The sequence below is a fragment of the Cellulomonas sp. B6 genome, assembly GCF_001462455.1.
Classification (GTDB): Bacteria; Actinomycetota; Actinomycetes; order Actinomycetales; family Cellulomonadaceae; genus Cellulomonas.
Genome location: NZ_LNTD01000072.1, coordinates 31,480 through 56,841, shown reverse-complemented (window position 1 = coordinate 56,841; position 25,362 = coordinate 31,480). Strand labels below are relative to the sequence as shown.

Sequence of the window (25,362 nt, the reverse complement as noted above, 5' to 3'; positions counted from 1 at the left end):
TCGGCGGGTGACCGGCACCGACGACCCGCAGGGTGAGCACTACTTCACGGCCCGTCCGGCCTCCGCCGAGCAGCGCAGGACGCGCCACGTGCGCCTGGCCGGCCGGGACGTCGAGGTCGAGACCGCGGGCGGCGTCTTCTCGCCCGACCACGTCGACCTCGGCACGCAGGTGCTGCTGCGCACCGTGCCGCAGCCGCCCGCCGCGGGCGACCTCCTCGACCTCGGGTGCGGCTGGGGCCCGGTCGCGCTGACGCTCGCGCTGACGTCGCCCGACGCACGCGTGTGGGCGGTCGACGTCAACGAGCGCGCGCTCGACCTCGTGGCCCGCAACGCCGCACGCCTCGGGCTCGACAACGTCGTCGCGACGCTCCCGGACGACGTGCCCGACGACGTGCGGTTCGCGACCTGCTGGTCGAACCCGCCCGTGCGGATCGGCAAGCCCGCGCTGCACGACCTGCTGCGGCGCTGGCTGCCGCGCGTCGCCCCCGGCGGTGACGCGTGGCTCGTGGTCGGCAAGAACCTCGGCGCCGACCCGCTGCAACGCTGGCTCACGGAGGAGGCCGGCCTGCCGACGTCCCGCGAGGCGAGCGCCAAGGGCTTCCGCGTGCTGCGGGTCGTGCCGTGAGCGCGGGGACCGCCGGAGCAGCCGCGACCCCGCCCGAGCCCGCCGCGACGTCGCCCGAGGCGATGTGGCGCGCACGCCGCACGACCTCGCTCGCGATGTTCGCGCTCGTCGTGCTCGTGGCGTTCGAGTCGTTCGCCGTCACGACCGTCATGCCCGAGGTCGCCGCCGTGCTCGACGGCCGCTCGCTGTACGCGTTCGCGTTCGCCGGGCCGCTCGCGACGGGCGTCGTCGGCATGGTGCTGGCCGGGGCGTGGGCCGACCGCCGCGGACCGGCCGCGCCGTTCGCGGCGGGCACCGTCGTGTTCGTCCTGGGTCTGGTCGTGGCCGGCGTCGCGACGAGCATGCCCGTCCTCGTCGCGGGCCGGCTCGCGCAGGGGCTGGGCGGCGGCGTCGTCAACGTGACCCTGCTCGTCGCCGTGGCCCGCGCCTACCCGGCCGTGCTGCACCCGCGCGTGTTCGCGTGGTTCTCGACCGCCTGGGTTCTGCCCTCGATCGTCGGCCCCGCGGTCGCGGGGTTCCTCGCCGAGCTCGCCGGGTGGCGATCGGTGTTCCTCGGCGTCGCCCTGCTCGTCGTGCCGGCGACCGTGCCCCTGCTGGGCGCGGTGCGCGGCCTGGGCCCCGCGCGGCCGGACGCCGTGCCGGACACCGACCGCGGTCCCGCGCCGCGCGACGACGCGGGCCGGCGCGTGCTGTGGGCCGTCCTGGTCGCGGGCGCCGTGCTCGCGCTCAACGTCGCCGCGCAGCTGCCGCGCCCCTGGTCGGCACCGGTCGCGGTGGTCGCCGCGGTCGCGGCCCTCGCGGCCGCGCGTCCCCTGCTGCCGCGCGGGACGCTGCGCGCACGGGTCGGTCTGCCGTCGGTGATCACGACCCGCGTGCTGGTGTCCGGCGCGTTCTTCGGGGCGCAGGTGTACGTGCCCTACCTGCTCGTGGACCGGGACGGCTGGTCGACCGCGGCCAGCGGGCTCGGGCTGTCGACCGCGGCGCTGGCCTGGTCGGCGTCCTCGATCGTGCAGGGCCGCCTCGGGCACCGGCTGCCCAGCCGCCGCGCCGTGCGCATCGGCACGACGCTCGTCGCGGTCGCCGTCGTGGGCGCGACGGTCGTCACCGTGCTCGGGCTGCCCGCCTGGGCCGTGGTGGCCGTGTGGACCGCCGCGGGCGCCGGCATGGGCATGGCGTCCTCACGCCTCAACGTCCTGGTCCTGGGCTGGTCCGCACCGCGCGACCAGGGGCGCAACTCGGCGGCGCACAACATCGGCGACTCGGTGGGCGCGTCGCTCGCGCTCGCGCTCACGGGCGTCGTGGTCGTGCTCGCCGGCGGCGGAGCCGGCTACGCCGGGCCGGGGCCGTTCGTCGCGGCGTTCGCGCTCACGGCGGTGCTCGCGCTCGCAGCGGTCGCGACCGCGCCGCGGGTCGGGGTGCCGCCCACCGAGCGGGTCACGGTGCCGGGTGCCGCGCCCTCGGCCGCCGCCGCGCCCGACGCCGCGGGCTCGGCCGTCTCGCCGCCGCCGCCGCTCGCGACGGACGGCAGCGCGCCGACGAGCGCGTCCAGCACCTGACGGGGCGTCGGCACCCCCGCGGCGCGCGTGACGACCGTCCCGGTCGCGTCGAGCACGACGACGGTGGGGGTGCTGACGACCTGCAGCAGGTCCGCGAGCGCGGGCGCGTCGGCGACGTCGACCTCGACGTGCCGGACCCCGGGCACCGCGTCGGCGACGCGGGCCAGGACGCGCCGCGCGGCGCGGCACGGCGCGCAGAACGCCGTCGAGACCTGCACGAGCGTCGCGCGCTCGCCGAGCGGTGCGCCGAGGTCGCGCGGCGCGAGCACCAGCGGCTCGCTCACGCGGGGAGCGCCGCCAGGTCGACGTCGAGCTCGGCCACGAGCAGCGCGGGTCCGGCCAGCTCGGCGTGGCCGTCGGCGCGCAGCGTGACGCGCACCGTGCCGCCGGGCACGTCGACGAGCCAGACGTCAGGGGCCTGCGGCCCGCCCCACGCGCGCACCGCCGCCGCGGCCGCGACGGCGCCGGTGCCGCACGAGCGCGTCTCCCCCACACCCCGCTCGTGCACACGCATGCGCACGTGACCACGGGGCCGGCCGTCGGGTCCGACCTCCTCGCCGAGCGGGACCACGAGCTCGACGTTCGTCCCCTCGGGCGGCACGGGCACGACGCCCGGCGCGGTCGTCAGGTCGGCGCGGGCCAGGTCGGCGCCGTCGGCCAGCACGACGACCGTGTGCGGGTTCCCGACGTCGACCGACAGCCCCGGGCGGGTGACGGACAGCCCCGCGACGTCGACGTGCGCGTCGCCGCCGTCCGCGAGCGCACCCGGGCCGGCCGGCAGCGTGACGGGGCCCATGCCGACCTCGAACCACGGCCCGTCGCCGACCTCGGGCGCGACGGCCGCGACGGTGCGCAGCCCCGCGCGCGTGCCGACGTCGAGCGGGCCCGTCACGGGGTCCCAGAGGCCGAGCCGCTGCGCGTAGGCCGCGAACACGCGGACGCCGTTGCCGCACATCTGCGCGACCGACCCGTCGGCGTTGCGGTAGTCCATGAACCACCGCGCCGCACGGGCCGCGGCGGGTGCGTCCTCGACGTGCTCGGTGGCGACCAGGCGGATCACGCCGTCGGCGCCGACGCCCGCGCGGCGCTCGCAGAGCTGTCGTACGCGCGCGGGGACGAGGACGAGCGTGCCGTCGCGGTCGTCGAGGAGCACGAAGTCGTTCTGCGTGCCGTGGCCCTTGGTCGCGACGATCCGGGCGCGGTCCGGTGCGGGCGCGGACGTCGGGGTCGGGGCGAGGGCGTCGGTCACGACCCCAGGGTACGGCGCACGCGAGCGGCGGGGTCGGGCGCGGCGAGGCGGCCCTCGTCGGCCTGCGCGACGACGTCGAGAGCGCGCGCCACGAGGTCCGGGTCGCGCGCGTCCAGCCAGTGCACGCGCGGGTCGCGGCCGAACCAGCCCATCTGCTTGCGCGCCAGACGACGCGTCCCCGCAGCGGTCTCGGCGCGTGCCTGCGCACCGTCGAGCGCGCCGGCGATCTCCGCGAGCGCCTGCGCGTACCCGACGGCGCGCGAGGCCGTGCGCCCCAGGCCGTGCGCGCTCAGCGCGCGCACCTCCGCGAGCAGTCCGTCGTCCCACATGCGCGCCACCCGGCGCTCGATGCGCTCGTCGAGCGCGGCGCGGTCGCAGTCGAGCCCGATCTGCACGGCGGGGACCTCGTACTCGTGCCGCGGCAGGTTCGCCGAGTACGGACGTCCGGTGAGCTCGATGACCTCGAGCGCGCGCACGACGCGGCGCGCGTTGCGCGGGCCGATGCTCTCCGCGGCCACGGGGTCGAGCGCCGCGAGCTCGGCGTGCAGCGCGCGCGGCCCCTCGGCCTCGGCACGCGCCTCGAGCGCGGCGCGGACGTCCGGGTCGGTGCCGGGGAACTCCATGCGGTCGAGCAGGGCGCGCACGTACAGCCCCGACCCGCCCACGGCGACCGCGCGCACGCCGCGGCTCGCGAGGTCGGCCAGCACGCCGCGCGCCCGCGTCTGGTAGTCCGCCACGGAGGCCTCGTCGCGCGGGTCGAGCACGTCGAGCAGGTGGTGCGGGACCCCGCGTCGCTCGTCGGGCGCGAGCTTGGCCGTGCCGACGTCCATGCCGCGGTACAGCTGCAGGGCGTCGGTGTTGACGACCTCGCCGCCCAGCGCCTGCGCGAGATCGAGCGCCAGGTCGGACTTGCCGGTCGCCGTGGGGCCGACGACGGCCACGACGAGGCTCACGATGCGACCCGCCACAGCGCCGCCGCGTGCGCGGCGCCGCGCCACACGGTCGCGTGCCGCACGTCGGTGCGGTCGTCCGCCGGATCGCCCGACCCGGCGTCGAGCGCGCCCACCAGCACCTGCCACGGCGCCCAGCCCGTCACGGCGAGCGCCGTCGCCGTCGGCTCCGGGAGGGCCGCCAGCGCCGACCGGGCCGCGGCACCGCCCTGCTGCAGCGCCGCGAGCAGCGCCGCGTCGACGGCGGACGCACGCGCGTCGCCGGGCAGCGGTGCGTCGTCCCCGTGACGTGCCGAGCCGGACCCGACCACCACGAGCACGGTGCCCGTGCCCTCGCCCAGGGCCGCCCCCGTCGCCCGCAGCGGGGGGACCGGACCGGGTGCGACCTCGAGCGCGTGCAGGCGGTGCGCGGGCACGCCCGCGGCGAGCGCGAGACGCAGCCCGACGACGGTGCCCGACCCGACTGCCCCCCAGCCCGTCGACGGGCCGACGCCCGGCGGGTCCAGACGGACCGTCGGCACGGGCTCGCGCAGCAGGGCGTCGGGAACGCCGGCGGCTGCTGCGCCGAGGGCGACGTCGCCGACGACCGCACGGTCCGCACGGCCCGGCGCGACGACCACCACGCGCACGGCCCCGGCGACCGCGTCCGCGACGACCGCCGCCGCGGCCGCCCGCAGCGCCACGAGCACCGGCTCGTCGGGCCCGCGACCGGCGACGCCGGGCAGCAGCAGGACGGTGTCCGGGACGAGGGCGGCGGCGAGCACGGACCGACGGTAACGCGCCGCACGCCGACGCCCCGCCTCGTGCGGCCCCACCCCGCGGACGGTCGGTGGGGCCAGGTAGGGTCGCGGCATGGGATGGTTCCGTCTGCGCGCTGCGCGCTGGAGGGCTCGCACGCGTCCCGCACCCGCGTCCGTCGCGGACCCGGTCACGGACCGCGAGCTGCACGACCGCGTCGCCGAGCTGCTGGTGCGCGAGCTGGGTGACGCGCAGCCCTCGACCACCTCGCCCGCCCCCGTGTCGCCCGCGCGCATCGCGTCGTGGATGGCCGAGAACCAGTTCTCCTACTTCGTCGACAACGACGGCGACCTGGGTGGGCTGTGGCGCGGCAGGCTCTTCTACTTCTTCCTGTTCGGCGAGCGCTCGGAGATCCTGCAGGTGCGGGGTCAGTGGCACCGCGAGCTGACCATCGAGCGGCTCGAGGAGGTGCTCGACCTGTGCAACGAGTGGAACGCGGAGCGCATCTGGCCCAAGGCGTACGCGCGCGTGCGTGACAACGGCCGCGTGCACGTCGTCTCGGAGGTCGCGACGGACCTCGAGCACGGCGTGACCGACGCCCAGCTCAGCCAGCTGCTGTTCTGCGGCCTGTCCACCGGCAGCATGCTGTTCGACGCGTTCGACGAGCGGTACCCCGACCCCGCGGTGACGGCCCCGTGAGCGCGCCCGGCTGGCTGCTGCGCGTCCTGGGCGGGCTGCCCAAGCCGACCAAGCCGCGCCCGCAGGACGACGAGCCGCCCCAGCCCCTGACGCGCGACCGCGTCGCGGACTACCTGCTGGGCCGCGGGTACCGGTTCGTGATCGACGAGGACGGCGACCTCACCGGCACGTGGGACGGCAGCCGGTTCTGGTTCCTGCTGCTGGGCGAGCAGTCGGAGATCCTGCAGGTGCGCGGGCGCTGGCACCGCAGCCTGCCGCTCGAGCAGCGCCGTGCGATCGCGCTGGCGATCAACGACTGGAACCGCGAGCGCATCTGGCCCAAGGCGTACGTGCGCGAGGAGGAGGGCGAGCTCGCGGTGTACGCCGAGGTGTCCGCCGACCTCGAGCAGGGCGTGACGGACCTGCAGCTCGCACAGCTGCTGGCGTGCGGGCTCGGCACGGGCGTCCAGCTGTTCGCGGCGCTCGACCCGGTCGTGCCCGCGGAGGGCACGCCGCCACCCGACGTCCCCGACAACTGACACCTGCGACCCGCGGCGCCCCGCGCGTCCCGCGGCGCCGGTTCTCACAGGCCCCCGAGCACCTGCCCCAGGACGATCTTGGTGATCATCGCCGCCGGGTACACCAGGGCGTACCCGAGCGCGACGCGCGCGTCGTAGCCGGTGCGCGCGTTGGCGAACGCGAGCACCGCCGGCTGGGTCTGCGTGCCCCCGACGACGCCGGACAGCCGCGTGCCGCCGACCCGGAACACCCGCCGCATGACGAGGTGGAGCCCGACCCCGACCGTCGCGGTGACCAGCACGCCCAGCACCAGGATGCGCAACCACTCGCCCGACGTGAACGCCGCGCCGATCTGCGCACCGGCGCGCGACCCGGCCTGCGCGAGGAACACCAGCAGCCCGAGCTCGGCGATCGCCTGGGCGGCCGTGTACGGCATGGCCGTCACGAGCGGGCCCACCCGCCCGATCCGACCGAGGACGAGGCCGACCAGCAGCGTGCCGGCGGCGGACCCGATCGAGAAGACGCGTCCGGGCACCGGGAACGCGACCGCTCCGAGCAGGATCCCGAGCGCCATGCCGACGCCCAGCACCACCGGGGTGATGTCGGACAGCCCGCGCGAGGAGTCGCCGAACCAGCGCGACACCTCGGTCATGCGCTCGCGTGGCGCGATCACGCGCACGCGGTCCCCGAGCTGCAGCTGGAAGTCGTCGGTCGCGACCACGTCGACGTCGCCGCGGCGCACGCGCGAGATCGTCGCGCCGAACCGGTGCAGCAGGTCCAGCTCGGCGATGGTGTGACCGGCGGCCCGCTCGGCCGACACCGTGACGCGGCGCATGTCGAGGTACATGCGGTCGGCCTCGAGCCGGTGCGAGGACGCGTGGCCGAGCTCACGCGTGACGGCGTCGACGTCCTCGACCGGCCCGACGACGGTGACCAGGTCGTCGAGGACGAGCAGGTCGGCGTCGTCGGCGGTGCGGATCGGCGAGGTCTCCCCGCGCCGCACGCGCGAGAACTTGATGCGGTCGCGGTGCCGCTCCTCGAGGTCGCGCACGCTCGACCCGGACGTGGCCTCGACGCGCACGGTGCGGCTGACGAGGGTCGGCGGGGCGTCGGTGTCGTGCTCGCGGTGGCGCAGCGCGACCGACACCGCGACGAGCATGCCGATCACGCCGAAGAGGTAGGTGACCGCGTAGCCGATCGTGGGCGTCGTCGCGTCGCCGGCCGCGTCGCGCGCGGCCGCGAGCGCGGGCGTGTTCGTGACCGCCCCGGCCCACGCACCGGCCACGGTCGGGGCGTCCAGGCCCAGCACGCGCCCCGCTCCCACCGCGACCACCGCGCTGACGACCAGGACGCCGGCCGTCGCGAGGATCGGCGCCAGCGAGCGGCGCAGCGAGGAGAAGAACGTCGCGCCCGACACCAGGCCGACGCAGAACGTGAACAGCGTCAGGCCGAGCGTCCCGAGCGCCTCGGTGATCTCGAGGTCGACGTCGTACGACGACGCCCACGCCGAGAGCGCGATCGCCAGGAACAGCACGGCGGCCGCCCCGAGCCCGACGCCGCGGACCTTGACGTGGCCCACCGCGGAGCCCACGCCGATGACGACGAAGAGCAGCAGCACGGGCTGCTGGGCGAGGAACAGGAAGACGTCTCGCATGACGGGCTCCACTGACGCTGCGACGTGGCGACACTGCCGCGTTCATTGAAGCCCTGACCCGTGCCGTGGTCCTGGTCCCTAGGGCCCGGGTCACCGCACCCCGGTGGCGGACCCGCCCGCGTCGACGGGCACGGATCGAGCCGGAGGTCTCAGCGCGTGGGGCGGCCGAGCGTCGGCAGCCCCAGCACGACGGGCCCCGCCGGCGCGGGTGCGCCGGTCCCGCAGGCCGAGCCGCCGTGGTCGTGCTCGTCACCGCCCTCGGCGCGCGCCTGCCACGCGTCGCCGGCGCGCGTGCGACGCACCCGGAACGTGCCCCCGGGCGCGAGCGCCGAGTCCGCGACCAGGTGGTGCGGCGCGCTGCGGGTGACCTGCACCGTGACGAGGTCGCCGGGGCGCGGCGCGTCCTGCGGCGCGAGGTCAGCGGGCAGCGCGAGGTGCACGAGCCGGTTGTCCTCCGCCCGGCCCGAGATGCGCGCGGTCGCGCCGTCCTTGCGCCCCTCGCCCTCGGCGACGAGCACGTCCAGCGTGCGCCCCACCTGGGCGGCGTTCTCCTCGGCCGAGATCCGCTCCTGCAGCGCGACGAGCCGCTCGTAACGCTCCTGCACGACGGCCTTCGGCAGCTGGTCGGGCAGGTCGGCGGCGGGGGTGCCCGGGCGGGGCGAGTACTGGAACGTGAACGCCGACGAGAACCGCGACGCCTCGACGACGCGCAGGGTCTCGGCGAAGTCCTCCTCGGTCTCCCCGGGGAAGCCGACGATGACGTCGGTCGTGATGGCGGCGTGCGGGATCGCCGCGCGCACGCGCTCGAGGATCCCGAGGAACCGGTCCGAGCGGTACGACCGGCGCATCGCGCGCAGCACACGGTCGGAGCCCGACTGCAGCGGCATGTGCAGCTGCGGCATGACGGTCGGCGTCTGCGCCATGGCCTCGATCACGTCGTCCGTGAACGCGGCCGGGTGGGGGGACGTGAAGCGCACGCGCTCGAGCCCGGGCACGGTGCCGACGGCCCGCAGCAGCTTGCCGAACGCGTGCCGGTCGCCGAAACCGACGCCGTAGGAGTTGACGTTCTGCCCGAGCAGCGTGACCTCGATCGCGCCGGCCGCGACGAGCGCCTCGACCTCGGCGAGGATCTCCCCCGGTCGCCGGTCGCGCTCCTTGCCGCGCAGGTGGGGCACGATGCAGAACGTGCACGTGTTGTTGCAGCCGACGCTGATCGAGACCCAGCCGGCGTAGACCGACTCGCGGCGCGTCGGGAGCGTGGACGGGAAGACCTGCAGCGACTCGGCGATCTCGACCTGCGCGGCCTCGTTGTGGCGCGCGCGCTCGAGCAGCGCCGGCAGCACGTCGAGGTTGTGGGTGCCGAACACGACGTCGACCCACGGCGCGCGCTCGACGATGCCGGCACGGTCCTTCTGGGCGAGGCAGCCGCCCACGGCGATCTGCATGCCGCCGGGCCGCGTGCGCTTGGTGCCCGCGAGCCGCCCGAGGTTGCCGTAGAGCTTGTCGGCCGCGTTCTCGCGCACCGCGCACGTGTTGATGACCATGACGTCGACGTCCTCAGCCGCGGCCTGCGCGGGCGGCGCCGGCACGTAGCCCGCCTGCTCGAGCATGCCCGCCATGTGCTCGGAGTCGTGCACGTTCATCTGGCAGCCGAGCGTCTTGACGAGGTACGTGCGAGGGCGCGCGTCGACGCCCGCGGGTGCGCTGGGCGAGTCCTGCGGGGCGGCGGCGGTGGTCAGGGTCGTGGACATCGCCCACCAGGGTACGACCCGCGTGGTGGCACCTCCGAGGCGCCCGGACGAGCACGCCCACGCCACGGAAGGGACCTTTCGTGTGAACCCGCTGTTACGCGACCGTGACGCGCACACGTGGCATACGCAACATCTCACCCGTAGGTTCGGTCCATGGCCGACAGCATCACGGCGGAGCCCGGACCTGCCGACGTGGACACGCGTCCGACCGGTGAGCCGCTCCTCGTCCTCGACCACGTCGACAAGCACTTCGGTGCGCTCCACGTGCTCAAGGACGTCAACCTGACCGTCCACCGCGGCGAGGTCGTCGTCGTCATCGGGCCGTCGGGGTCCGGCAAGTCGACGCTGTGCCGCACGATCAACCGCCTCGAGACGATCGACTCGGGCACGATCACGATCGACGGCAGACCCCTGCCCGCGGAGGGGCGCGAGCTCGCGCGGCTGCGCGCCGACGTGGGCATGGTGTTCCAGTCGTTCAACCTCTTCGCGCACAAGACCGTGCTCGAGAACGTCACGCTCGGCCAGGTCAAGGCCAAGGGCGTCAAGCCCGCGACGGCGAAGGCCACGGCCATGGAGCTGCTCGAGCGCGTCGGCGTCGCGAACCAGGCGCAGAAGCGGCCCGCGCAGCTCTCGGGCGGTCAGCAGCAGCGGGTCGCGATCGCCCGGGCGCTGGCGATGAAGCCCAAGGCCATGCTCTTCGACGAGCCGACCTCGGCGCTCGACCCCGAGATGATCAACGAGGTCCTCGACGTGATGGTCAGCCTCGCGCGGGACGGCATGACGATGGTCGTCGTCACGCACGAGATGGGGTTCGCGCGCCGCGCGGCGCACCGCGTGGTGTTCATGGACGCCGGGCAGATCGTCGAGGAGGCCGAGCCCGAGACGTTCTTCACCGCGCCGCGCAGCGACCGGGCGAAGGACTTCCTGTCCAAGATCCTCACGCACTGACCCGACCGACCCGCACCGACCCGACCACCGACCTCCCGACCCTGACCGACGTAGGACGAACGAAGGGGAAGCACACATGCGTGCACGACGACTGGCCCTCGCACTGACCGCGGTGGCCGCGCTCACGCTCGGCGCCTGTTCCGGCGGCGACGACGCACCCGCCGAGACCGGCGGCGCGGGCGGCGGCGAGACCTCCGGCGGCGGCGCCGACGGCACGATCCGCATCGGCATCAAGTTCGACCAGCCGGGCCTCGGCTTCCAGGACGGCAGCGACTACACCGGCTTCGACGTCGACGTCGCGAAGTACGTCGCCGGCGAGCTCGGCTACGGGCCCGACCAGATCGAGTGGGTGCAGGCGCCGTCGGCGCAGCGCGAGACGATGCTGCAGAACGGCCAGGTCGACATGATCTTCGCGACGTACTCGATCACCGACAAGCGCAAGGAGGTCGTGGCGTTCGCGGGGCCGTACTTCGTCGCCGGGCAGGACCTGCTGGTGGCGGAGGACGACGACTCGATCTCCGGTCCCGAGGACCTCGAGGGCAAGAACCTGTGCTCGGTGACCGGCTCGACGTCGGCGCAGCGCATCAAGGACGAGTACGCGGCAGGCACCAACCTGCTCGAGCAGCCGGGCTACGGCGAGTGCGTGACGGCGCTCGTCGCCGGCACGGTGGACGCCGTGACGACCGACGACATCATCCTCGCGGGCCTCGCGGCGCTGCCGGCCAACGAGGGCAAGGTCAAGGTCGTCGGCAACCCGTTCTCCGAGGAGAACTACGGCGTCGGCCTGCCGAAGGACAACGACGTCTGCCAGGACGTCAACACGGCGATCGAGAAGATGATCTCCGACGGCGCGTGGCAGAAGGCGCTCGACGACAACGTCGGCGCCTCGGGGTACACGCCGAACGAGTCCCTCAACCCGCCGAAGGTCGACACCTGCGCGTGACGCAGCACTGACCGTCGGCCCGGGGCCGGACCCGCACCACGCGGGCCGGCCCCGGGTCCTCCCACCCCACCGCACACCCGGGAGGCCGCGTGGACGAGGGCTACCTCGACCAGTTCGTGTCCCTGTTCGACCAGTACGACGTGCTCGGCGCGTTCTGGGTGAACATCCAGCTCACGGCGTACGCCGCCGTGCTGGCGCTCGTCATCGGCACGGTGCTCGCCGTCATGCGGATCTCCCCCGTGCCGAGCCTGCGGTGGGCCGGCACGACGTACGTCACGCTGCTGCGGAACACACCGCTGACGATCATCATCGTGTTCTGCGTGCTGGGCCTGTGGGGTCAGCTCGGCATCACGCTGTCGAGCGACTTCCAGACGAACTTCTTCCGGCTCGCCGTGCTGGGGCTCGCGGTCTACCACGCGGCGTTCGTGTGCGAGGCGCTGCGCTCGGGAGTCAACACCGTGCCGGTGGGCCAGGCCGAGGCGGCACGCGCCATCGGCCTCGGCTTCTGGCCGGCCGCGCGGCTCGTGATCCTGCCGCAGGCGTTCCGGGGCGCCGTCGCCCCGCTCGGCAACGTCCTCATCGCCCTCATCAAGAACTCGACCGTGGCCGCGGCCGGCTCGGTCGCGGAGACCTCCGGCCTGATGAAGACCATGATCGAGTTCCGCCCGGACGTCATCCTCGCGGTGTTCCTCACGTTCGCGATCGGCTACGTGATCATCGTCGTCCCCGTCGGGCTGGCGACGACGTCCCTCTCGCGACGGCTGGCGGTGGCCCGATGAGCAACCTCGTCCTCTTCGACGTCCCGGGTCCGCGCACGCGCCGCCGGATGGTGGTCGTCAACGTCGTGGCGGCGCTCGTCGTCGCGGGCATCGCCGCGTGGGCGCTCGTCCTGCTGGACCGCAAGGGCCAGCTCGAGCCCGCGATGTGGGAGCCGTTCGCGCAGCCGCGCACGTGGACGGCCTACCTGCTCCCGGGTCTGCTGCAGACCCTGCGCGCGGCGGGTCTCGCGATCGTCGGGTCCGCCGTGTTCGGGCTGGTGTTCGGGATGGGTCGGCTGTCCGGCTCACGTGTGGTGCGCTGGGTCAGCGGCACGGTCGTGGAGTTCTTCCGCGCCGTCCCCGTCCTGCTCATGATGGTCTTCTTCTACAGCGGCATCGCCCAGCTGCGGGTCGTCGACCCCCCGGACGTCCCGCTGCTCGCCGTGGTCCTGGCGCTCACGCTCTACAACGGATCGGTGTTCGCCGAGCTCGTGCGCTCGGGCGTGCACAACCTGCCGAAGGGTCAGCGCGAGGCGGCGCTCGTCGTGGGGCTGCGCCCGTCGCAGTCGCTGCGGCTCGTGGAGGTGCCGCAGGCGCTCATCGCGATGCTCCCGGCCATCGCGAGCCAGCTCGTCGTGATCCTCAAGGACACCGCGCTCGGCGCGATCATCACCTACCCCGAGCTCCTGGACGCCGCCCGTCGCTTCGGATCGGGCAACGGGAACATGCTGCAGGCGCTGCTGATCGCGGCGCTCGTCTTCATCGTCATCAACTACGCGCTGACGACGCTCGCCGAGCGCCTCGCGTCACGCGTCGGACGGCTGACGGCGGGTGACGCGACGGCGGAGGCGCCGGCGATGGCAGCCACGACGACCCGATAGCGCGCGACGCCCGGTCGGCGCTGCGGTGCCGCCACCCGATGAGGCCGTCGGCGGGCGCCGGCCAACTCACCCCGCGGTGGCGCTGGCCCGCAGCTCCCGGACGACGGTCACCCGGATCTCGCCGGGGTAGGTGAGGTCGGCCTCGATGTGCTGGGCGATCGCGCGCGCCAGGTGCGGCAGCGCACGGTCGTCGACCTCCTCGGGCTCGACCACGACGCGCACCTCGCGCCCCGCGGACATCGCGAGCGCGCGTCGCACGCCCTGGTGCTCCGCGACGAGCGTCTCCAGCTCCACCATGCGCTCGACGTACTGGTCGAGCTCCTGCCGCCGCGCCCCGGTGCGGGCGGCGGAGATCGCGTCGGCAGCCTGCACGAGCACGGCCTCGACGGTGGACGGCGGCACCTCGTCGTGGTGCGCGGCGATCGCGTTCACCACGGCGTCGCTCTCGCCGTGGCGGCGCGCGAGGTCCGCACCGACCGCGGCGTGCGTGCCGGGCACCTGCGCCGTGAGCGCCTTGCCGAGGTCGTGCAGGAACGCGCCGCGCCGTGCGACGTCGACGTCCGCACCGATCTCGGCGGCGATCGAGGCAGCGACCTGCGCGCACTCGACCAGGTGCTCGAGCACGTTCTGACCGTAGGACGACCGCAGCCGCAGGCGGCCCACGGTCCGCACGACCTCGGCGTGCAGACCCGCGACGCCGGCACGCTCGGCGGCGTCGTGACCGGCGGCGTCGTGCCGCTCGTCGGCACCGGCGAGCGCGTCGGCGTACGCGGCCTCGATGCGCTGCGGGTGGATGCGCCCGTCGGCCATGAGCGTGTCCAGCGTGACCTGGGCGATCTCGCGACGTTCGGCGTCGAAGCACGACAGCACCACGGTGTCGGGCGTCTCGTCGACGAGCACGTTGACACCGGTCAGCGCCTCGAAGTGCCGGATGTTGCGACCCTCCTTGCCGATGATGCGGCCCTTCATCTCGTCCGAGGGCAGCGGCAGCACGGTGAGCGCGCTCTGCGCGCTGCTCGGCACGGCGAGACGCTGGACGGCTGTCGACACGATCCGGCGTGCCCGCGCGTCCGCGGTGCGGCGCGCCTGCGCCTCGGCGCGGCGCACCTGTGCCGCCGCGTCGTTCGCCGCCTGGTCGGCGATGCGACGTGTCAGCTCGGCGAGGGCCTCGTCCTGGGTGAGCCCGCTGACGGACTCGAGCTCGGCACGGGCCTGCGAGCGGGCGTCGGCGAGCCGCTCGTTGGCCGCACGGTCGGCGTCCGCGAGCGTGCGGGCCGCGACGTGCTCGGCGCGGTCCAGGGCGCGGGCGGCGGAGCGCTCGGACTCCGCCACCGCCTCCGCGTCGGCGCGCGTGCGGCGTTCGAGCTCGGCGACCTCGGCGCGCTGCGTCGCGATCTCGTGCTCACGCTCGACGACGCGCCGCACGCGACGCTCGGCGTCGGCGAGCATCTCCCGGGCGTCCTGCCGGATCCGCTCGACGTCCTCCGACGCCCGGCGGCGCTGCTGGTCGGCCTCGCGGCGTGCGACGAGCACGAGCAGCAGCGCGACGAGGCACGCCCCGAGCAGCCCGACGATGGTCGCGATCGCGCTCTGCTCCACGTCACCTCCCGACGAAGGGTGCCGCGGCGGCGCCCGTGCGTTCATTGTGCAGGTCGGACGCGTCGGCCGTGACCAGCGACGTCCGTCGGGACGTCGACCTGACCCACGGACCACCGCTCGCCGGCAGGCTAGGGCGCCTCGTCGGCGCCGTCGCCGTCGCCCTCGGCGGCGAGCTCTTCGCGCACGAGGCGCGCGACGAGCCCGCCGGGGTACCCCTTGCGCCCCAGCACGCCGTACACGCGACGCACCCGCACGTCCCGGTCCAGGCCCGCGGTCGACCGCAGACGGCGACGCACGATCTCGCGCGCCGCGTGCTCCTCGTCGTCGTCGTCGACGCCCGCCAGCGCGGTGGCGGCGGTCTCGTCGTCGATGCCCTTGCGGCGCAGCTCGACGGCCAGCGCCCGGCGCGACAGCCCGCGTTCGGCGTGCCGCGACCGCACGAGGATCCGCGCGTACTCCTGGTCGTCGACGAGTCCGACCTCGGTGAAGCGGTCGAGAACACGGGACGCGACGTCCTCGGGGACGTCCCGACGCGCCAGCGCCTCGGCCAGCTGGGCGCGCGACTGGGGCGCCCCGGTGAGCCGTCGCAGCACGATCGCGCGGGCGACGGACTCGGGGTCCGGCTCCGCGTCCTGCGCGGCCGCACCGGCGTCCGGCGGCTCGGCGGCCGGCCGGCCGCGGCGACGCGCCGCGGGCCGGCCGGTGAGGTCCCCCACGCCGATCAGAAGTCGACGGGGACCGGCGCGTCGGCCGGGGCGTCGACCTTGGCGCCGATGCCGAGCTTCTCCTTGATCTTCTTGTCGAGCTCGTTGGCCAGGTCAGGGTTGTCGCGCAGGAACTTGCGCGCGTTCTCCTTGCCCTGACCCAGCTGGTCGCCCTCGTAGGTGAACCAGGCCCCGGACTTGCGGATGAACCCGTGCTCGACACCCAGGTCGATGAGCGACCCCTCGCGCGAGATGCCGACGCCGTAGAGGATGTCGAACTCCGCCTGCTTGAACGGCGGGGCCATCTTGTTCTTCACGACCTTGACGCGCGTGCGGTTGCCGACCGCGTCGGTGCCCTCCTTGAGGGTCTCGATGCGTCGGATGTCCATGCGCACCGAGGCGTAGAACTTCAGCGCCTTGCCGCCGGTCGTCGTCTCCGGGCTGCCGAAGAACACGCCGATCTTCTCGCGCAGCTGGTTGATGAAGATCGCCGTGGTGCCCGACGAGTTGAGCGCACCGGTGATCTTGCGCAGCGCCTGCGACATCAGGCGCGCCTGGAGGCCGACGTGCGAGTCGCCCATCTCGCCCTCGATCTCTGCCTTCGGCACGAGGGCCGCGACCGAGTCGATGACGATGATGTCGATCGCGCCGGACCGGATCAGCGTGTCCATGATCTCGAGCGCCTGCTCGCCGGTGTCCGGCTGGGACACGAGCAGCGCGTCGGTGTCGACGCCCAGCTTCTTCGCGTACTCGGGATCGAGCGCGTGCTCGGCGTCGATGAACGCCGCGATGCCGCCGGCCTTCTGCGCGTTCGCCACGGCGTGGAGCGCGACGGTCGTCTTGCCGGAGGACTCGGGGCCGTACACCTCGATGATGCGGCCGCGCGGGAGCCCGCCGATGCCGAGCGCGACGTCGAGCGCGATCGAGCCGGTGGGGATCACCTCGACGGGAGCGCGGCTCTCGTCGCCGAGGCGCATGACCGACCCCTTGCCGAACTGGCGGTCGATCTGGCTGAGGGCGGCCTCGAGGGCCTTCGCGCGATCCGGAGCGGCCATGATGTACCTCGTCGTGTCGTGCAGCGTCGCGCTGCTCCTGCGGGAACTGGTCTTGTCGTGCGTGACGCTATGCCCGACCACCGACATCCCGGCCGGGCCGCCCCTCGCCCGTGGTCCGGCGGTGCGCCGGCGGGTCTGTGGTCGGTTCGACCGTGTCACCGCCGCACACGCTACCCGAACACGTGTTCGACGCACGCACCGGCGCGCGTGTCGCGTGTCGCGACGTCAGGACCCGAGCGTCGTGCCGCTCTCAGGCGTCGTCCGCCGTCGGACCGACCTCGCCCGGACCCCCGCGGCGCACGGCCGTCACCTCGGTCGCCGCCCCCGGCACGAGGACGCGCACGTCCACGTCCGGCGCGACGCGCCGGGCCGCGGCCTCGAAGGCGTGCCCGGCGCGGTCCATCCAGCCCGGCGGCAGGCGCCGCGCGGCGGGCGCGTGCAGCGTCCCCCAGTGCACGGGCACCGCGACGCGCGCGCCCACGGCGGCGCACACGCGCGCCGCCTCGAGCGGGTCCAGGTGCCCGCCCGACAGACGCGGGCCCCAGCCGCCCACCGGGACGAGCGCGAGGTCGACCGGCGCCCCCGCGAGCTCGGGCACGCGCGCCAGGCCCGGGAACGGCCCGGTGTCGCCGGCGAACCACACCGTGACTCCGCCGCCCCGGACGACGAAGCCCGTCGCGGCGTTGGGCCGGTGCGGCATCGGCCGGTGGCCGTGCTCGGCCGGCACGGTCCGGACGCGGACGTCCGCGCCGTCGGGCGGCGCCCACCACGCGTCGTCGGCCAGGCCGACGCCGGACAACCCGTGGTCGACGAACCAGCGCGCGCTCGACGGCGCGGCGAGCACCGGGACGGGGCCGAGCAGGCGCAGCGAGCCGAGCTCGGCGTGGTCGTGGTGCAGGTGCGAGACGAGCGCCGCGGCGGCCCCCCGCCAGTCGGCGGCGTGCGGTGCGCGCCCGCCACGACGTCGCAGCACGCCCGCGTGCCGCCGCAGCAGCGGGTCCGTCACGAGCCGCACGCCGGCGAGGTCCAGCACGACGGTCGCGTGCCCCAGCCACCGGACCCGCACGCTCACGTCGCCTCCCCCGCACCGCGCGCAGCCCCGCCCGCGACGTCGTCGCCGACCCCGGACCCGACGTCGTCCCCGACCGCGGGCGCGCCGCCGACGGCGTGACCGGCGCCCCGACCGACGTCGTGCCGCGTCCCGGGGCCGACCGGCCGCACGCCGCGCGCCACGAGCCACGCGACGAGCTGCGCGTGCACCGCGTCCGGGCCGACCAGCACCCGGCCGCCGGCGGCGTCCTCGCACAGGGCGTCGTCGACCGCGAGGTCGCTCGGGTGCAGCAGGAACGCGAGGTTCTGCGGGCCACCGAGCCCGCCGTGCGAACCGACCTGCCCCTCGAACGCGTGCACGTGCCCGCGCGCGTCGACCGCCGAGACGACCAGCAGGTCGCCCGTGTGCGGGAGCCGCGCGGCCCGGACGAGGTCGGCGCGCGCCCGGCCCGGGTAGGCCGCGAGCGGGTCGTCGCCCTCGACGACGTCCCCCTCGGCCTCCAGCAGGCGCAGCCCCGACCGCCCCACGGCGACGAGGCCGCGGGTCCGCGAGTCGACGACGACGACCCCCACCGCGGGACGGGCCGCGAGGCCCGCCACCAGACCGGGCCAGCGCTCCTGCACCTCCTCGAGCACGAGCCGCGCGGGCGCGTCGGGGAACCACACGAGTCCGAGGTTGCCCGAGCCGACGACCACGACGTCGGGCACGGCGTCGTCGGACCCCGTGCCGTCGGCTCGTGGCGCCCGGCCGTGCTCGCGCACGCGCGGGACGCCGCCGTCGCGGCGCGCCCGTCCCCGGCGGCGCTCCGGACCGGCGTCGGGGCCGAGCACGACCGGGTCGCCCGGCCGCCCGAGCACGCTCGTGAGCAGCGCGTTGAGCGGTCCCCAGTCCTCGCCGTCCGTGCTCTCGAGGCCGTCGACGTCGGGCTCGGCCATGAGGGCGCGCACGGTCGCCAGGAGCGACCGACCCTCGACCTGCTCGAACGTCGAGCCCAGGCTCTGGCCGTGGTCGGACAGCACGACGAGGTCGTACTCGCGCGGCGCCACGCGCACGACCTGCTCGAGGATCCGCAGCACCTGGTCCAGCCCCTCGAGCGAGCGCAGCGACTCGGGGCGCGTCGGGCCGGCGTGGTGCGCGACCTCGTCGTGGTCCACGAGGTCGACGAACACCGTCGGGTCGCCGCGCACCAGCGCGTCCGCCACGAGCGACGTCGCCAGGTCGCGCAGCAGGACGTTCGTCACGGCGCGCAGCAGCACGTACCAGCCGCCGCGCGGCACGCGCGGACGCACGTCGTGCACCGTCTGGCGGCGCGCCTGGTACAGCTCCTTGACGACCTCGCCGACCGTCACCGTCACGGCCCGTGCCAGCACGAACGGCCGCGCGAAGAACCGCACGTAGCCGGGCCCCGGCCCGAGGCCGTGCCGGCGCCCGCGGCTCATCACGAGGTACGACGACGCCGCGTCGCCCGAGAACATCGTCGCGACCGCGGTGCCGCCGCCCGTCAGCAGCCCGGACCCGTCGCTCAGCCGCTCCTCGACGAGCGCCGCGTCGTCGGGGTGGTTCGTCACCACCAGCCGGCGCAGGTCGCGGTCCCACCACCGGAAGGCGGGGATCTGGTCGGCCGCGCCGTGCAGGATCCCGGCCTGCGCGGCGGGCGTGGTGCACGGCACGGTCGCCCACCAGGGCGCGAGCCGGTGCGTGCCGTCCTCGACCCACCGCTGCATCGTGGGGACGAGCCCGGCGTCGAACGCCTGGTCGAGCACGGGCGCGCTGACGCCGTCGAGCTGCACGACGAGCATGCCGCGCGGCCGCTCCCCCGGCTCGCCGGCGGGCACGCGGGCGCCACGCTGCGCCCGGCGCACGACGTCGGCGACCACGTACTCGTTGTCGCTCGCCCCCCACAGCCACCGCCCGACGGCCATGACCACGGACGTCAGGACCAGCACCCACAGCACGGCCCAGCCCGAGGTCACCTCGACCCCGGACGCCACGGACAGGGCGCCCCACAGCACCAGGACCTGCGCCGCGAGGCCCGCCACCAGCGCACCGCCCGCGCCCGCGACCGTCGCGAGCACCCGCAGCGGCGCCCGCAGCACCAGGTCGCCCACCGCGACCGCGAGCGCGGCGAGCAGGACTCCCCAGGGCGTCGTCGCGCTGACGCCGTCGACCACGACGATCGCGACGCCCAGCCCGAGGGCCGTGACCGCGAGAGAGACGAGCGCGTCGCCCACGTCGACCGCTCGCGGCACCAGGCGACGGCGGTCGTCGGGCGCGGGTGGGCGGGAGTCGCGGGCCACGGGGGTCAGCGGTCCGAGCGGCGCGGCGGCGCCTGGCGGTGCGGGTCGCTGCCCCAGCGGCGCGCGTCGGGGATGCCGAGCTCGTCGCACAGCGCGTGCCAGACGCTGCGCGGGTCCTCGCCGTCCGCGAGCGCGACGGCACCGGTGCGCCCCCCGAGCTCGCCGAGCACCAGCTCGTCGAGCAGCAGCCGGCCCTGGACCGGTCCCAGCACGTCGTCCACCAGGTCGGTCAGCTCGCGATACCTCACACCCCCAGCCTGCCACCGCCGCGCCGGGCCGCGCGTGTCGGTGCCAACCGACACAATGGCCCGGTGGTGCTCGACCGCTTCTCGGAGCCGACCCGTGCGTGGTTCACGGGCGCGTTCGCCGCGCCCACGGCCGCCCAGTCCGGGGCGTGGGAGGCGGTGTCGGGCGGTGACCACGCGCTGGTCGTCGCCCCGACCGGCTCGGGCAAGACGCTCGCGGCGTTCCTGTGGGCGCTCGACGGCCTGCTGACGGACGAGCCGCCGACCGACCCCGCCGAGCGGTGCCGCGTGGTGTACGTGTCGCCGCTCAAGGCGCTCGCGACCGACGTCGAGCGCAACCTGCGCTCGCCGCTCGTGGGCATCCGCCAGGCCGCGACGCGCCTGGGGCGCGCGCTGCCCGACGTGAGCGTCGGCATCCGCACCGGCGACACGCCGCCGAACGAGCGGCGGGCGTTCGCGACCGCACCGCCCGACGTGCTCATCACGACGCCCGAGTCGCTGTACCTCGTGCTCACCTCCGGCGCCCGCGCGGGGCTGGCGGGCGTCCGCACCGTGATCGTCGACGAGATCCACGCGGTCGCGGGGACCAAGCGGGGCGCCCACCTGGCCGTGAGCCTCGAACGGCTCGACGCGCTGCTCGAGCGCGACGGCGGCCCCGGCCCGGTGCAGCGCGTGGGCCTGTCCGCGACCGTGCGCCCGGTCGACGCCGTCGCGGCGTTCCTCGGCGGGTCACGGCCGCGCGACGAGGGCGGCCGCGAGGTCGTCGTCGTGCAGCCGCCGTCGCAGAAGGTCATCGAGGTCGAGGTCGTCGTGCCCGTGCCGGACCTGGGCGACCTGGCGTCGGCCGCGCGCCCCGGCGCCGCCGGGACCGTGCCCGGCTCGACGAACCGCTACGGCGGACCGGGCATCGACCCCGACCTCGCGGGCTTCGGGGCCCCCGCGCCGGGCTCCGCCGCCCCGGCCGTGGTCGACGAGGCCCCGCCGCGCACGTCGATCTGGCCGCACGTCGAGGAGCGCGTCGTGGACCTCGTCGCGGCCCACCGCTCGACGCTGGTCTTCACCAACTCGCGGCGCGGCGCCGAGCGCCTGACGGCACGCATCAACGAGGTGTGGGCCGAGCGGCAGGGTGAGGACGTCCCGGACCCGGGCGCCGTCCGGGTCGCCGAGGCGCCCGGCCAGTCGGGCGCCTCGGCGGGGGTCGACACGCGCGACGCCGCGACGATCGTCGCGCGCGCGCACCACGGCTCGATGAGCCGGGCCGAGCGCACCCGGACGGAGTCCGAGCTCAAGGCCGGGCGGCTGCCCGCGGTCGTGGCGACCAGCTCGCTCGAGCTCGGCATCGACATGGGCGCGCTCGACCTGGTCGTGCAGGTCGGCTCGCCCCCGTCGGTCGCGAGCGGCCTGCAGCGCGTGGGCCGGGCCGGGCACCAGGTCGGCGCGGTCTCGCGCGGCGTGGTGTTCCCGACCTACCGCGGCGAGCTGGTGCCCGCCGCCGTCACGGCGCAGCGCATGCGCACGGGCGACCTCGAGGCGCTCGCGGTGCCCGCCAACCCGCTGGACGTGCTCGCGCAGCAGGTGGTCGCGATGGTCGCGGTGGACGACTGGCCGGTCGAGGAGCTCGCGCGCGTCGTGCGCCGGGCCGCGCCGTTCGCGACCCTGGGCGAGGCCACGCTGCGCGCGGTCCTCGACATGCTCGCGGGGCGCTACCCGTCGGAGGACTTCGCCGAGCTGCGGCCGCGCGTCGTGTGGGACCGCGTCGCCGACGTCCTGTCGGGGCGGCCGGGCGCGCTGCGCCTCGCGGTGACCAGCGGCGGCACGATCCCCGACCGGGGCCTGTTCGGGGTGTTCCTGGCCGGCGGGGGCGAGACGAGCGACGTGCCCGCCGACGCCGAGCGCACCGGCGGCCGCGTGCGGGGCGGCAAGCGCGTGGGCGAGCTCGACGAGGAGATGGTCTACGAGTCGCGCGTCGGCGACACGTTCACGCTCGGCTCGAGCACGTGGCGGATCCAGGACATCACCCCGGACCGCGTGCTGGTGACGCCGGCGCCCGGCGTGCCGGGCCGCCTGCCGTTCTGGAAGGGTGACGCGCCCGGCCGGCCCGCCGAGCTGGGGCGCGCCGTCGGGGGCTGGGTCCGCGAGGTCGCCGCGCTGCCCGACGAGCGCGCCCGCGAGCGGGTCGAGGCCGCCGGGCTCGACGCGTGGGCCGCGGACAACCTGCTCGCGTACCTGCGCGAGCAGCAGGAGGCCACGGGCCAGCTCCCGAGCGACCGGGTCGTGGTGGTCGAGCGGTTCCGCGACGAGCTCGGCGACTGGCGCATCGTGCTGCACTCCCCCTACGGCGCGCGCGTGCACGCGCCGTGGGCGCTCGTGCTCGCGGCCCGGCTGCGGGAGCGGTACGGCGTCGACGCGGCCGCGATGCACGCCGACGACGGGATCGTGCTGCGGCTGCCGGACGTGCTCGACGGCGCGGCCGACGTCGCCTGGGGCGACGACGGCGGGGCCGACACCGGACCCCGGCTGTCGCTCGACGACCTGCTCCTCGACCCGGACGAGGTGCTCACGTCGGTGCGCGACGAGCTCGGAGCGTCGGCGATGTTCGCGGCCCGGTTCCGGGAGGCGGCGGGGCGCGCGCTGCTGCTGCCGCGCCGGCGCCCCGACCGCCGCCAGCCGCTGTGGCAGCAGCGTCAGCGGGCGGCGCAGCTGCTCGAGGTCGCCGCGCGCTACCCCGACTTCCCGATCCTGCTCGAGGCGGTGCGCGAGTGCCTGCAGGACGACTTCGACACCGACGCGCTCGTCGAGCTCATGCGCGACGTCGGCTCGGGCCGCGTGCGGGTCGTCGAGGTCACGACGACCCACCCCTCACCCTTCGCGCAGTCGTTGCTGTTCGGGTACACCGCGCAGTTCCTGTACGAGGGCGACGCGCCGCTGGCCGAGCGGCGGGCGGCCGCGCTCACGCTCGACCCGACCCTGCTGGCCGAGCTGCTCGGGTCGGGCGGCGAGTCCCAGCTGGCCGACCTGCTCGACCCCGAGGCCGTCGAGCGGACCGAGGCCGAGCTCGCCGGCACGGCCCCCGACCGCCAGGCGGGCACGCTCGAGCAGGTCGCCGACGTGCTGCGGCGGCACGGCCCGTTGACCGCGGACGACGTCCGCGCCCGCACGCGCCCCGACGTGCGCGAGCAGGTCGTGGACTGGCTCGACGAGCTCGCCGCGGCACGACGCGCGATCCGCGTGCGGCTCGGGGGCGTCGCCCCCGAGCGCGCCGAGCAGTGGGCGGCCGTCGAGGACGCCGGGAGGTTGCGTGACGCGCTCGGCGTCGCGCTGCCCGTCGGCGTGCCCGAGATCTTCACCGAGGTCCTGCCCGACCCGCTCGCCGACCTGCTGCGCCGGCACGCGCGCACGCACGGTCCGTTCCCGGCCGCGCAGGTGGCCGCGCGGTTCGGGCTCGGCGTCGCCGTGGTCGGCGAGGTGCTGCGGCGCCTGGAGTCGTCCGGCGTGCTCGTGCAGGGTCGGCTCCGTCCCGACGTGCTCGGCGGCACGGGCGACGAGTTCTGCGACGCCGACGTACTGCGGCGGCTGCGCCAGCGGTCGCTGGCGGCGCTGCGCAGCCAGGTCGAACCCGTGGACCCGCGGTCGCTCGGGGTGTTCCTGCCGCGCTGGCAGGGCGTGCAGGCGGTGGGTCGGCGACCGCAGGGTCTGCGCGGCGTCGACGCGGTCGCCCGCGCGGTCGAGCAGCTCGCGGGGTTCGCCGTGCCCGCCTCCGCGCTCGAGACGCACGTGCTGCCCGCGCGCGTACCCGACTACTCCCCCGCGATGCTCGACGAGCTGACCTCGGCCGGGGAGGTCCTGTGGGCCGGTCACGCCCCGTTGGCGGGGCACGACGGGACGGTGTCGCTGCACCCCGTGGCGGTGGCCGACCTCACGCTCGCGCCGCTCCCCGACCTCGACGACCCCGACGCACCGGCGAGCGGACCGGTGCACCGTGCGGTGCTCGCGGCGCTCGAGGGTGGCGGCGCGTGGTTCCTGGGACCGCTGGTGGACCGTGCGGCGGCGGTCTGGATCGACGAGGACCCCGCACCCGGGACGACCGCGGTCCTCGCGGCGCTGTGGGACCTGGTCTGGGCCGGTCGCGTGACGAACGACGGTCTCGGTCCGTTGCGCGCCTGGCTCGCGGGCGGCCCGACGGCGCACCGCACGCAGGCGGCGCCCGCGCGTGGTCGTCCGCTGCGGCCGCGGCTCGGTCTGCGGGCCGGCGCGCGCCTGGGCCTGCCCGCGACGGGCCGCGACGAGACGGCGCGCGTGGGTGGCACCACGACGGGTGCGGGAGCGGGTCGGTGGTCGCTGCTGCCCGTGCGGGAGCCCGACCCGACCGTGCGGGCGCACGCGCTCGCCGCGCAGCTGCTCGACCGCCACGGGGTCCTGACCCGCGCGGTGGCGCCCGCGGAGGGCGTCTCGGGCCGGTTCGCCGACGTGTACCGCGTGCTCAGCGCGCTCGAGCAGTCCGGGCAGGTGCGTCGCGGCTACTTCGTCGAGCGGCTCGGCGGCTCGCAGTTCGCGCTGCCCGGGGCGGTCGACCGGCTGCGCGCGGACGCCGAGGTCGTCGACCGTGCGCGCGAGCGCGCCGCCGACCGGCTCGACACCGCGCCGCTCGGCCCGGGCCTGCCGTGGCAGGACGTGGCAGCACCGGCGTGGGGCGCACCGGGCGGCCCCGGCACCTGGACGCCGGGCACGGTCGAGCCCGACCGGCGCGGCGGCGCCGACGTGCCGTGGGTCGTCGTGCTCGCCGCGACCGATCCGGCCAACCCCTACGGCGCGGCCCTGGCGTGGCCGGACGGGCCCGAGGGTCGCGACGGGCCCCGCCACCGTCCGGGGCGCAAGGCGGGGGCGCTGGTCGTGCTGGTCGACGGCGCCCTGACCCTGTACCTGGAGCGCGGCGGACGCACCCTGCTCACGTTCACCGACGACCGTTCCACGCTGGTCGCGGCGGCCGAGGCGCTCGTGCAGGCCGTGCGGGAGCGACGCGCCGGGCGGCTCACGGTCGGGCGCATCGACGGCGCCGAGGTGCTCCAGGCCGACGTCCTGGCCTCTCCTGCCGCGACCGCGCTCACCGGCGCGGGCTTCGTCACGACGCCGCGCGGCCTGCGGCTGCACACGTCGTGACGCG

The 25,362-nt window shown here is 75.9% G+C and carries 20 protein-coding genes and 1 pseudogene; 9 read left to right on the top strand and 12 right to left on the bottom strand.

From position 1 onward, the window contains the following. Positions 1–7: 7 nt before the first annotated feature. The gene (locus ATM99_RS06365) at positions 8–625 is read left to right on the top strand and encodes a class I SAM-dependent methyltransferase (RefSeq protein WP_062102077.1); all 618 of its coding nucleotides are present in this window, start codon (positions 8–10) and stop codon (positions 623–625) included. After that, entirely contained in the window at positions 622–2,181 is a 1,560-nt protein-coding gene (locus ATM99_RS06360; RefSeq protein WP_223304829.1) for an MFS transporter, read from the top strand. The genes ATM99_RS06365 and ATM99_RS06360 overlap by 4 nt, the downstream gene beginning before the upstream one ends. Positions 2,182–2,207: 26 nt before the next feature. Here ATM99_RS06360 and ATM99_RS19635 read toward each other — a convergent pair. The 4 genes and pseudogenes from ATM99_RS19635 to ATM99_RS06345 form a co-directional block, all read right to left on the bottom strand. Further along, positions 2,208–2,399: pseudogene (locus ATM99_RS19635) on the bottom strand (thioredoxin family protein); the annotation flags it as partial. Positions 2,400–2,461: 62 nt separating this feature from the next. Further along, complete coding sequence (dapF, locus tag ATM99_RS06355) at positions 2,462–3,430, bottom strand: diaminopimelate epimerase (RefSeq protein ID WP_082659346.1); 969 nt, start codon at positions 3,428–3,430, stop codon at positions 2,462–2,464. Beyond that, positions 3,427–4,383 (bottom strand): tRNA (adenosine(37)-N6)-dimethylallyltransferase MiaA, encoded by a 957-nt coding sequence (gene miaA, locus ATM99_RS06350; RefSeq protein WP_062102106.1) that lies wholly within the window; start codon positions 4,381–4,383, stop codon positions 3,427–3,429. Before miaA ends, dapF begins: the two co-directional genes overlap by 4 nt. Continuing rightward, the gene (locus ATM99_RS06345; RefSeq protein ID WP_150118172.1) at positions 4,380–5,144 is read right to left on the bottom strand and encodes a hypothetical protein; all 765 of its coding nucleotides are present in this window, start codon (positions 5,142–5,144) and stop codon (positions 4,380–4,382) included. The genes miaA and ATM99_RS06345 overlap by 4 nt, the downstream gene beginning before the upstream one ends. 88 nt (positions 5,145–5,232) lie before the next feature. Here ATM99_RS06345 and ATM99_RS06340 point away from each other — a divergent pair, with 88 nt between their 5' ends. Together ATM99_RS06340 and ATM99_RS06335 are read left to right on the top strand one after the other, a co-directional pair. Continuing rightward, positions 5,233–5,817, top strand: coding sequence for a YbjN domain-containing protein (locus tag ATM99_RS06340; protein WP_062102075.1), 585 nt, complete (start codon positions 5,233–5,235; stop codon positions 5,815–5,817). After that, positions 5,814–6,335, top strand: a complete 522-nt coding sequence (locus ATM99_RS06335; protein WP_062102074.1) for a YbjN domain-containing protein — start codon at positions 5,814–5,816, stop codon at positions 6,333–6,335. The genes ATM99_RS06340 and ATM99_RS06335 overlap by 4 nt, the downstream gene beginning before the upstream one ends. Positions 6,336–6,379: 44 nt before the next feature. Here ATM99_RS06335 and ATM99_RS06330 read toward each other — a convergent pair whose 3' ends face one another. Together ATM99_RS06330 and miaB are read right to left on the bottom strand one after the other, a co-directional pair. Continuing rightward, positions 6,380–7,969, bottom strand: a complete 1,590-nt coding sequence (locus ATM99_RS06330) for an aspartate:alanine exchanger family transporter (protein ID WP_062102105.1) — start codon at positions 7,967–7,969, stop codon at positions 6,380–6,382. Between the two features lie 149 nt (positions 7,970–8,118). Then, positions 8,119–9,720, bottom strand: coding sequence for a tRNA (N6-isopentenyl adenosine(37)-C2)-methylthiotransferase MiaB (gene miaB / locus ATM99_RS06325; RefSeq protein ID WP_062102073.1), 1,602 nt, complete (start codon positions 9,718–9,720; stop codon positions 8,119–8,121). A 153-nt stretch (positions 9,721–9,873) separates the two neighbouring features. Between miaB and ATM99_RS06320 the strand changes: the two genes are divergently transcribed. From ATM99_RS06320 to ATM99_RS06305, 4 genes are all read left to right on the top strand, one after another. Then, the gene (locus ATM99_RS06320; protein WP_062102072.1) at positions 9,874–10,668 is read left to right on the top strand and encodes an amino acid ABC transporter ATP-binding protein; all 795 of its coding nucleotides are present in this window, start codon (positions 9,874–9,876) and stop codon (positions 10,666–10,668) included. 76 nt (positions 10,669–10,744) lie between these two features. Beyond that, on the top strand, positions 10,745–11,611 hold the full coding sequence (locus ATM99_RS06315; protein ID WP_062102071.1) for a glutamate ABC transporter substrate-binding protein: 867 nt from the start codon (positions 10,745–10,747) through the stop codon (positions 11,609–11,611). Between the two features lie 89 nt (positions 11,612–11,700). Next, a complete protein-coding gene (locus ATM99_RS06310) occupies positions 11,701–12,390 on the top strand; it encodes an amino acid ABC transporter permease (protein ID WP_046528151.1) in 690 nt (229 codons plus the stop codon). Further along, positions 12,387–13,250, top strand: coding sequence for an amino acid ABC transporter permease (locus tag ATM99_RS06305; protein WP_062102070.1), 864 nt, complete (start codon positions 12,387–12,389; stop codon positions 13,248–13,250). Before ATM99_RS06310 ends, ATM99_RS06305 begins: the two co-directional genes overlap by 4 nt. Positions 13,251–13,316: 66 nt before the next feature. Here the strand turns inward: ATM99_RS06305 and rny are convergent, their stop codons facing one another. The 6 genes from rny to ATM99_RS06275 all read right to left on the bottom strand — a co-directional run bounded on the left by rny (position 13,317) and on the right by ATM99_RS06275 (position 20,204). Beyond that, the gene (rny, locus tag ATM99_RS06300) at positions 13,317–14,849 is read right to left on the bottom strand and encodes a ribonuclease Y (RefSeq protein ID WP_190278785.1); all 1,533 of its coding nucleotides are present in this window, start codon (positions 14,847–14,849) and stop codon (positions 13,317–13,319) included. Positions 14,850–14,977: 128 nt separating this feature from the next. Next, the gene (locus ATM99_RS06295) at positions 14,978–15,565 is read right to left on the bottom strand and encodes a regulatory protein RecX (protein WP_062102068.1); all 588 of its coding nucleotides are present in this window, start codon (positions 15,563–15,565) and stop codon (positions 14,978–14,980) included. A 5-nt stretch (positions 15,566–15,570) separates the two neighbouring features. Continuing rightward, positions 15,571–16,608, bottom strand: coding sequence for a recombinase RecA (recA, locus tag ATM99_RS06290; protein WP_062102067.1), 1,038 nt, complete (start codon positions 16,606–16,608; stop codon positions 15,571–15,573). 250 nt (positions 16,609–16,858) lie between these two features. Further along, positions 16,859–17,680: an MBL fold metallo-hydrolase gene (locus ATM99_RS06285; protein WP_062102066.1), complete on the bottom strand. Its 822-nt coding sequence runs from the start codon at positions 17,678–17,680 to the stop codon at positions 16,859–16,861. After that, the gene (locus tag ATM99_RS06280; protein ID WP_223304828.1) at positions 17,677–19,908 is read right to left on the bottom strand and encodes an alkaline phosphatase family protein; all 2,232 of its coding nucleotides are present in this window, start codon (positions 19,906–19,908) and stop codon (positions 17,677–17,679) included. Before ATM99_RS06280 ends, ATM99_RS06285 begins: the two co-directional genes overlap by 4 nt. 53 nt (positions 19,909–19,961) lie before the next feature. After that, the gene (locus tag ATM99_RS06275; protein WP_062102065.1) at positions 19,962–20,204 is read right to left on the bottom strand and encodes a DUF3046 domain-containing protein; all 243 of its coding nucleotides are present in this window, start codon (positions 20,202–20,204) and stop codon (positions 19,962–19,964) included. Between the two features lie 63 nt (positions 20,205–20,267). Here ATM99_RS06275 and ATM99_RS06270 point away from each other — a divergent pair, with 63 nt between their 5' ends. Beyond that, positions 20,268–25,358 (top strand): DEAD/DEAH box helicase, encoded by a 5,091-nt coding sequence (locus tag ATM99_RS06270; RefSeq protein ID WP_062102064.1) that lies wholly within the window; start codon positions 20,268–20,270, stop codon positions 25,356–25,358. Positions 25,359–25,362: the final 4 nt, after the last annotated feature.

Coding starts and splice junctions, on each gene's coding strand:
- ATM99_RS06315 (WP_062102071.1), top strand. CDS start 10,745: ATGCGTGCACGACGACTGGCCCTCGCACTGACCGCGGTGGCCGCGCTC.
- ATM99_RS06340 (WP_062102075.1), top strand. CDS start 5,233: ATGGGATGGTTCCGTCTGCGCGCTGCGCGCTGGAGGGCTCGCACGCGT.
- ATM99_RS06330 (WP_062102105.1), bottom strand. CDS start 7,969: ATGCGAGACGTCTTCCTGTTCCTCGCCCAGCAGCCCGTGCTGCTGCTC.
- ATM99_RS06305 (WP_062102070.1), top strand. CDS start 12,387: ATGAGCAACCTCGTCCTCTTCGACGTCCCGGGTCCGCGCACGCGCCGC.
- recA (WP_062102067.1), bottom strand. CDS start 16,608: ATGGCCGCTCCGGATCGCGCGAAGGCCCTCGAGGCCGCCCTCAGCCAG.
- miaB (WP_062102073.1), bottom strand. CDS start 9,720: ATGTCCACGACCCTGACCACCGCCGCCGCCCCGCAGGACTCGCCCAGC.
- ATM99_RS06320 (WP_062102072.1), top strand. CDS start 9,874: ATGGCCGACAGCATCACGGCGGAGCCCGGACCTGCCGACGTGGACACG.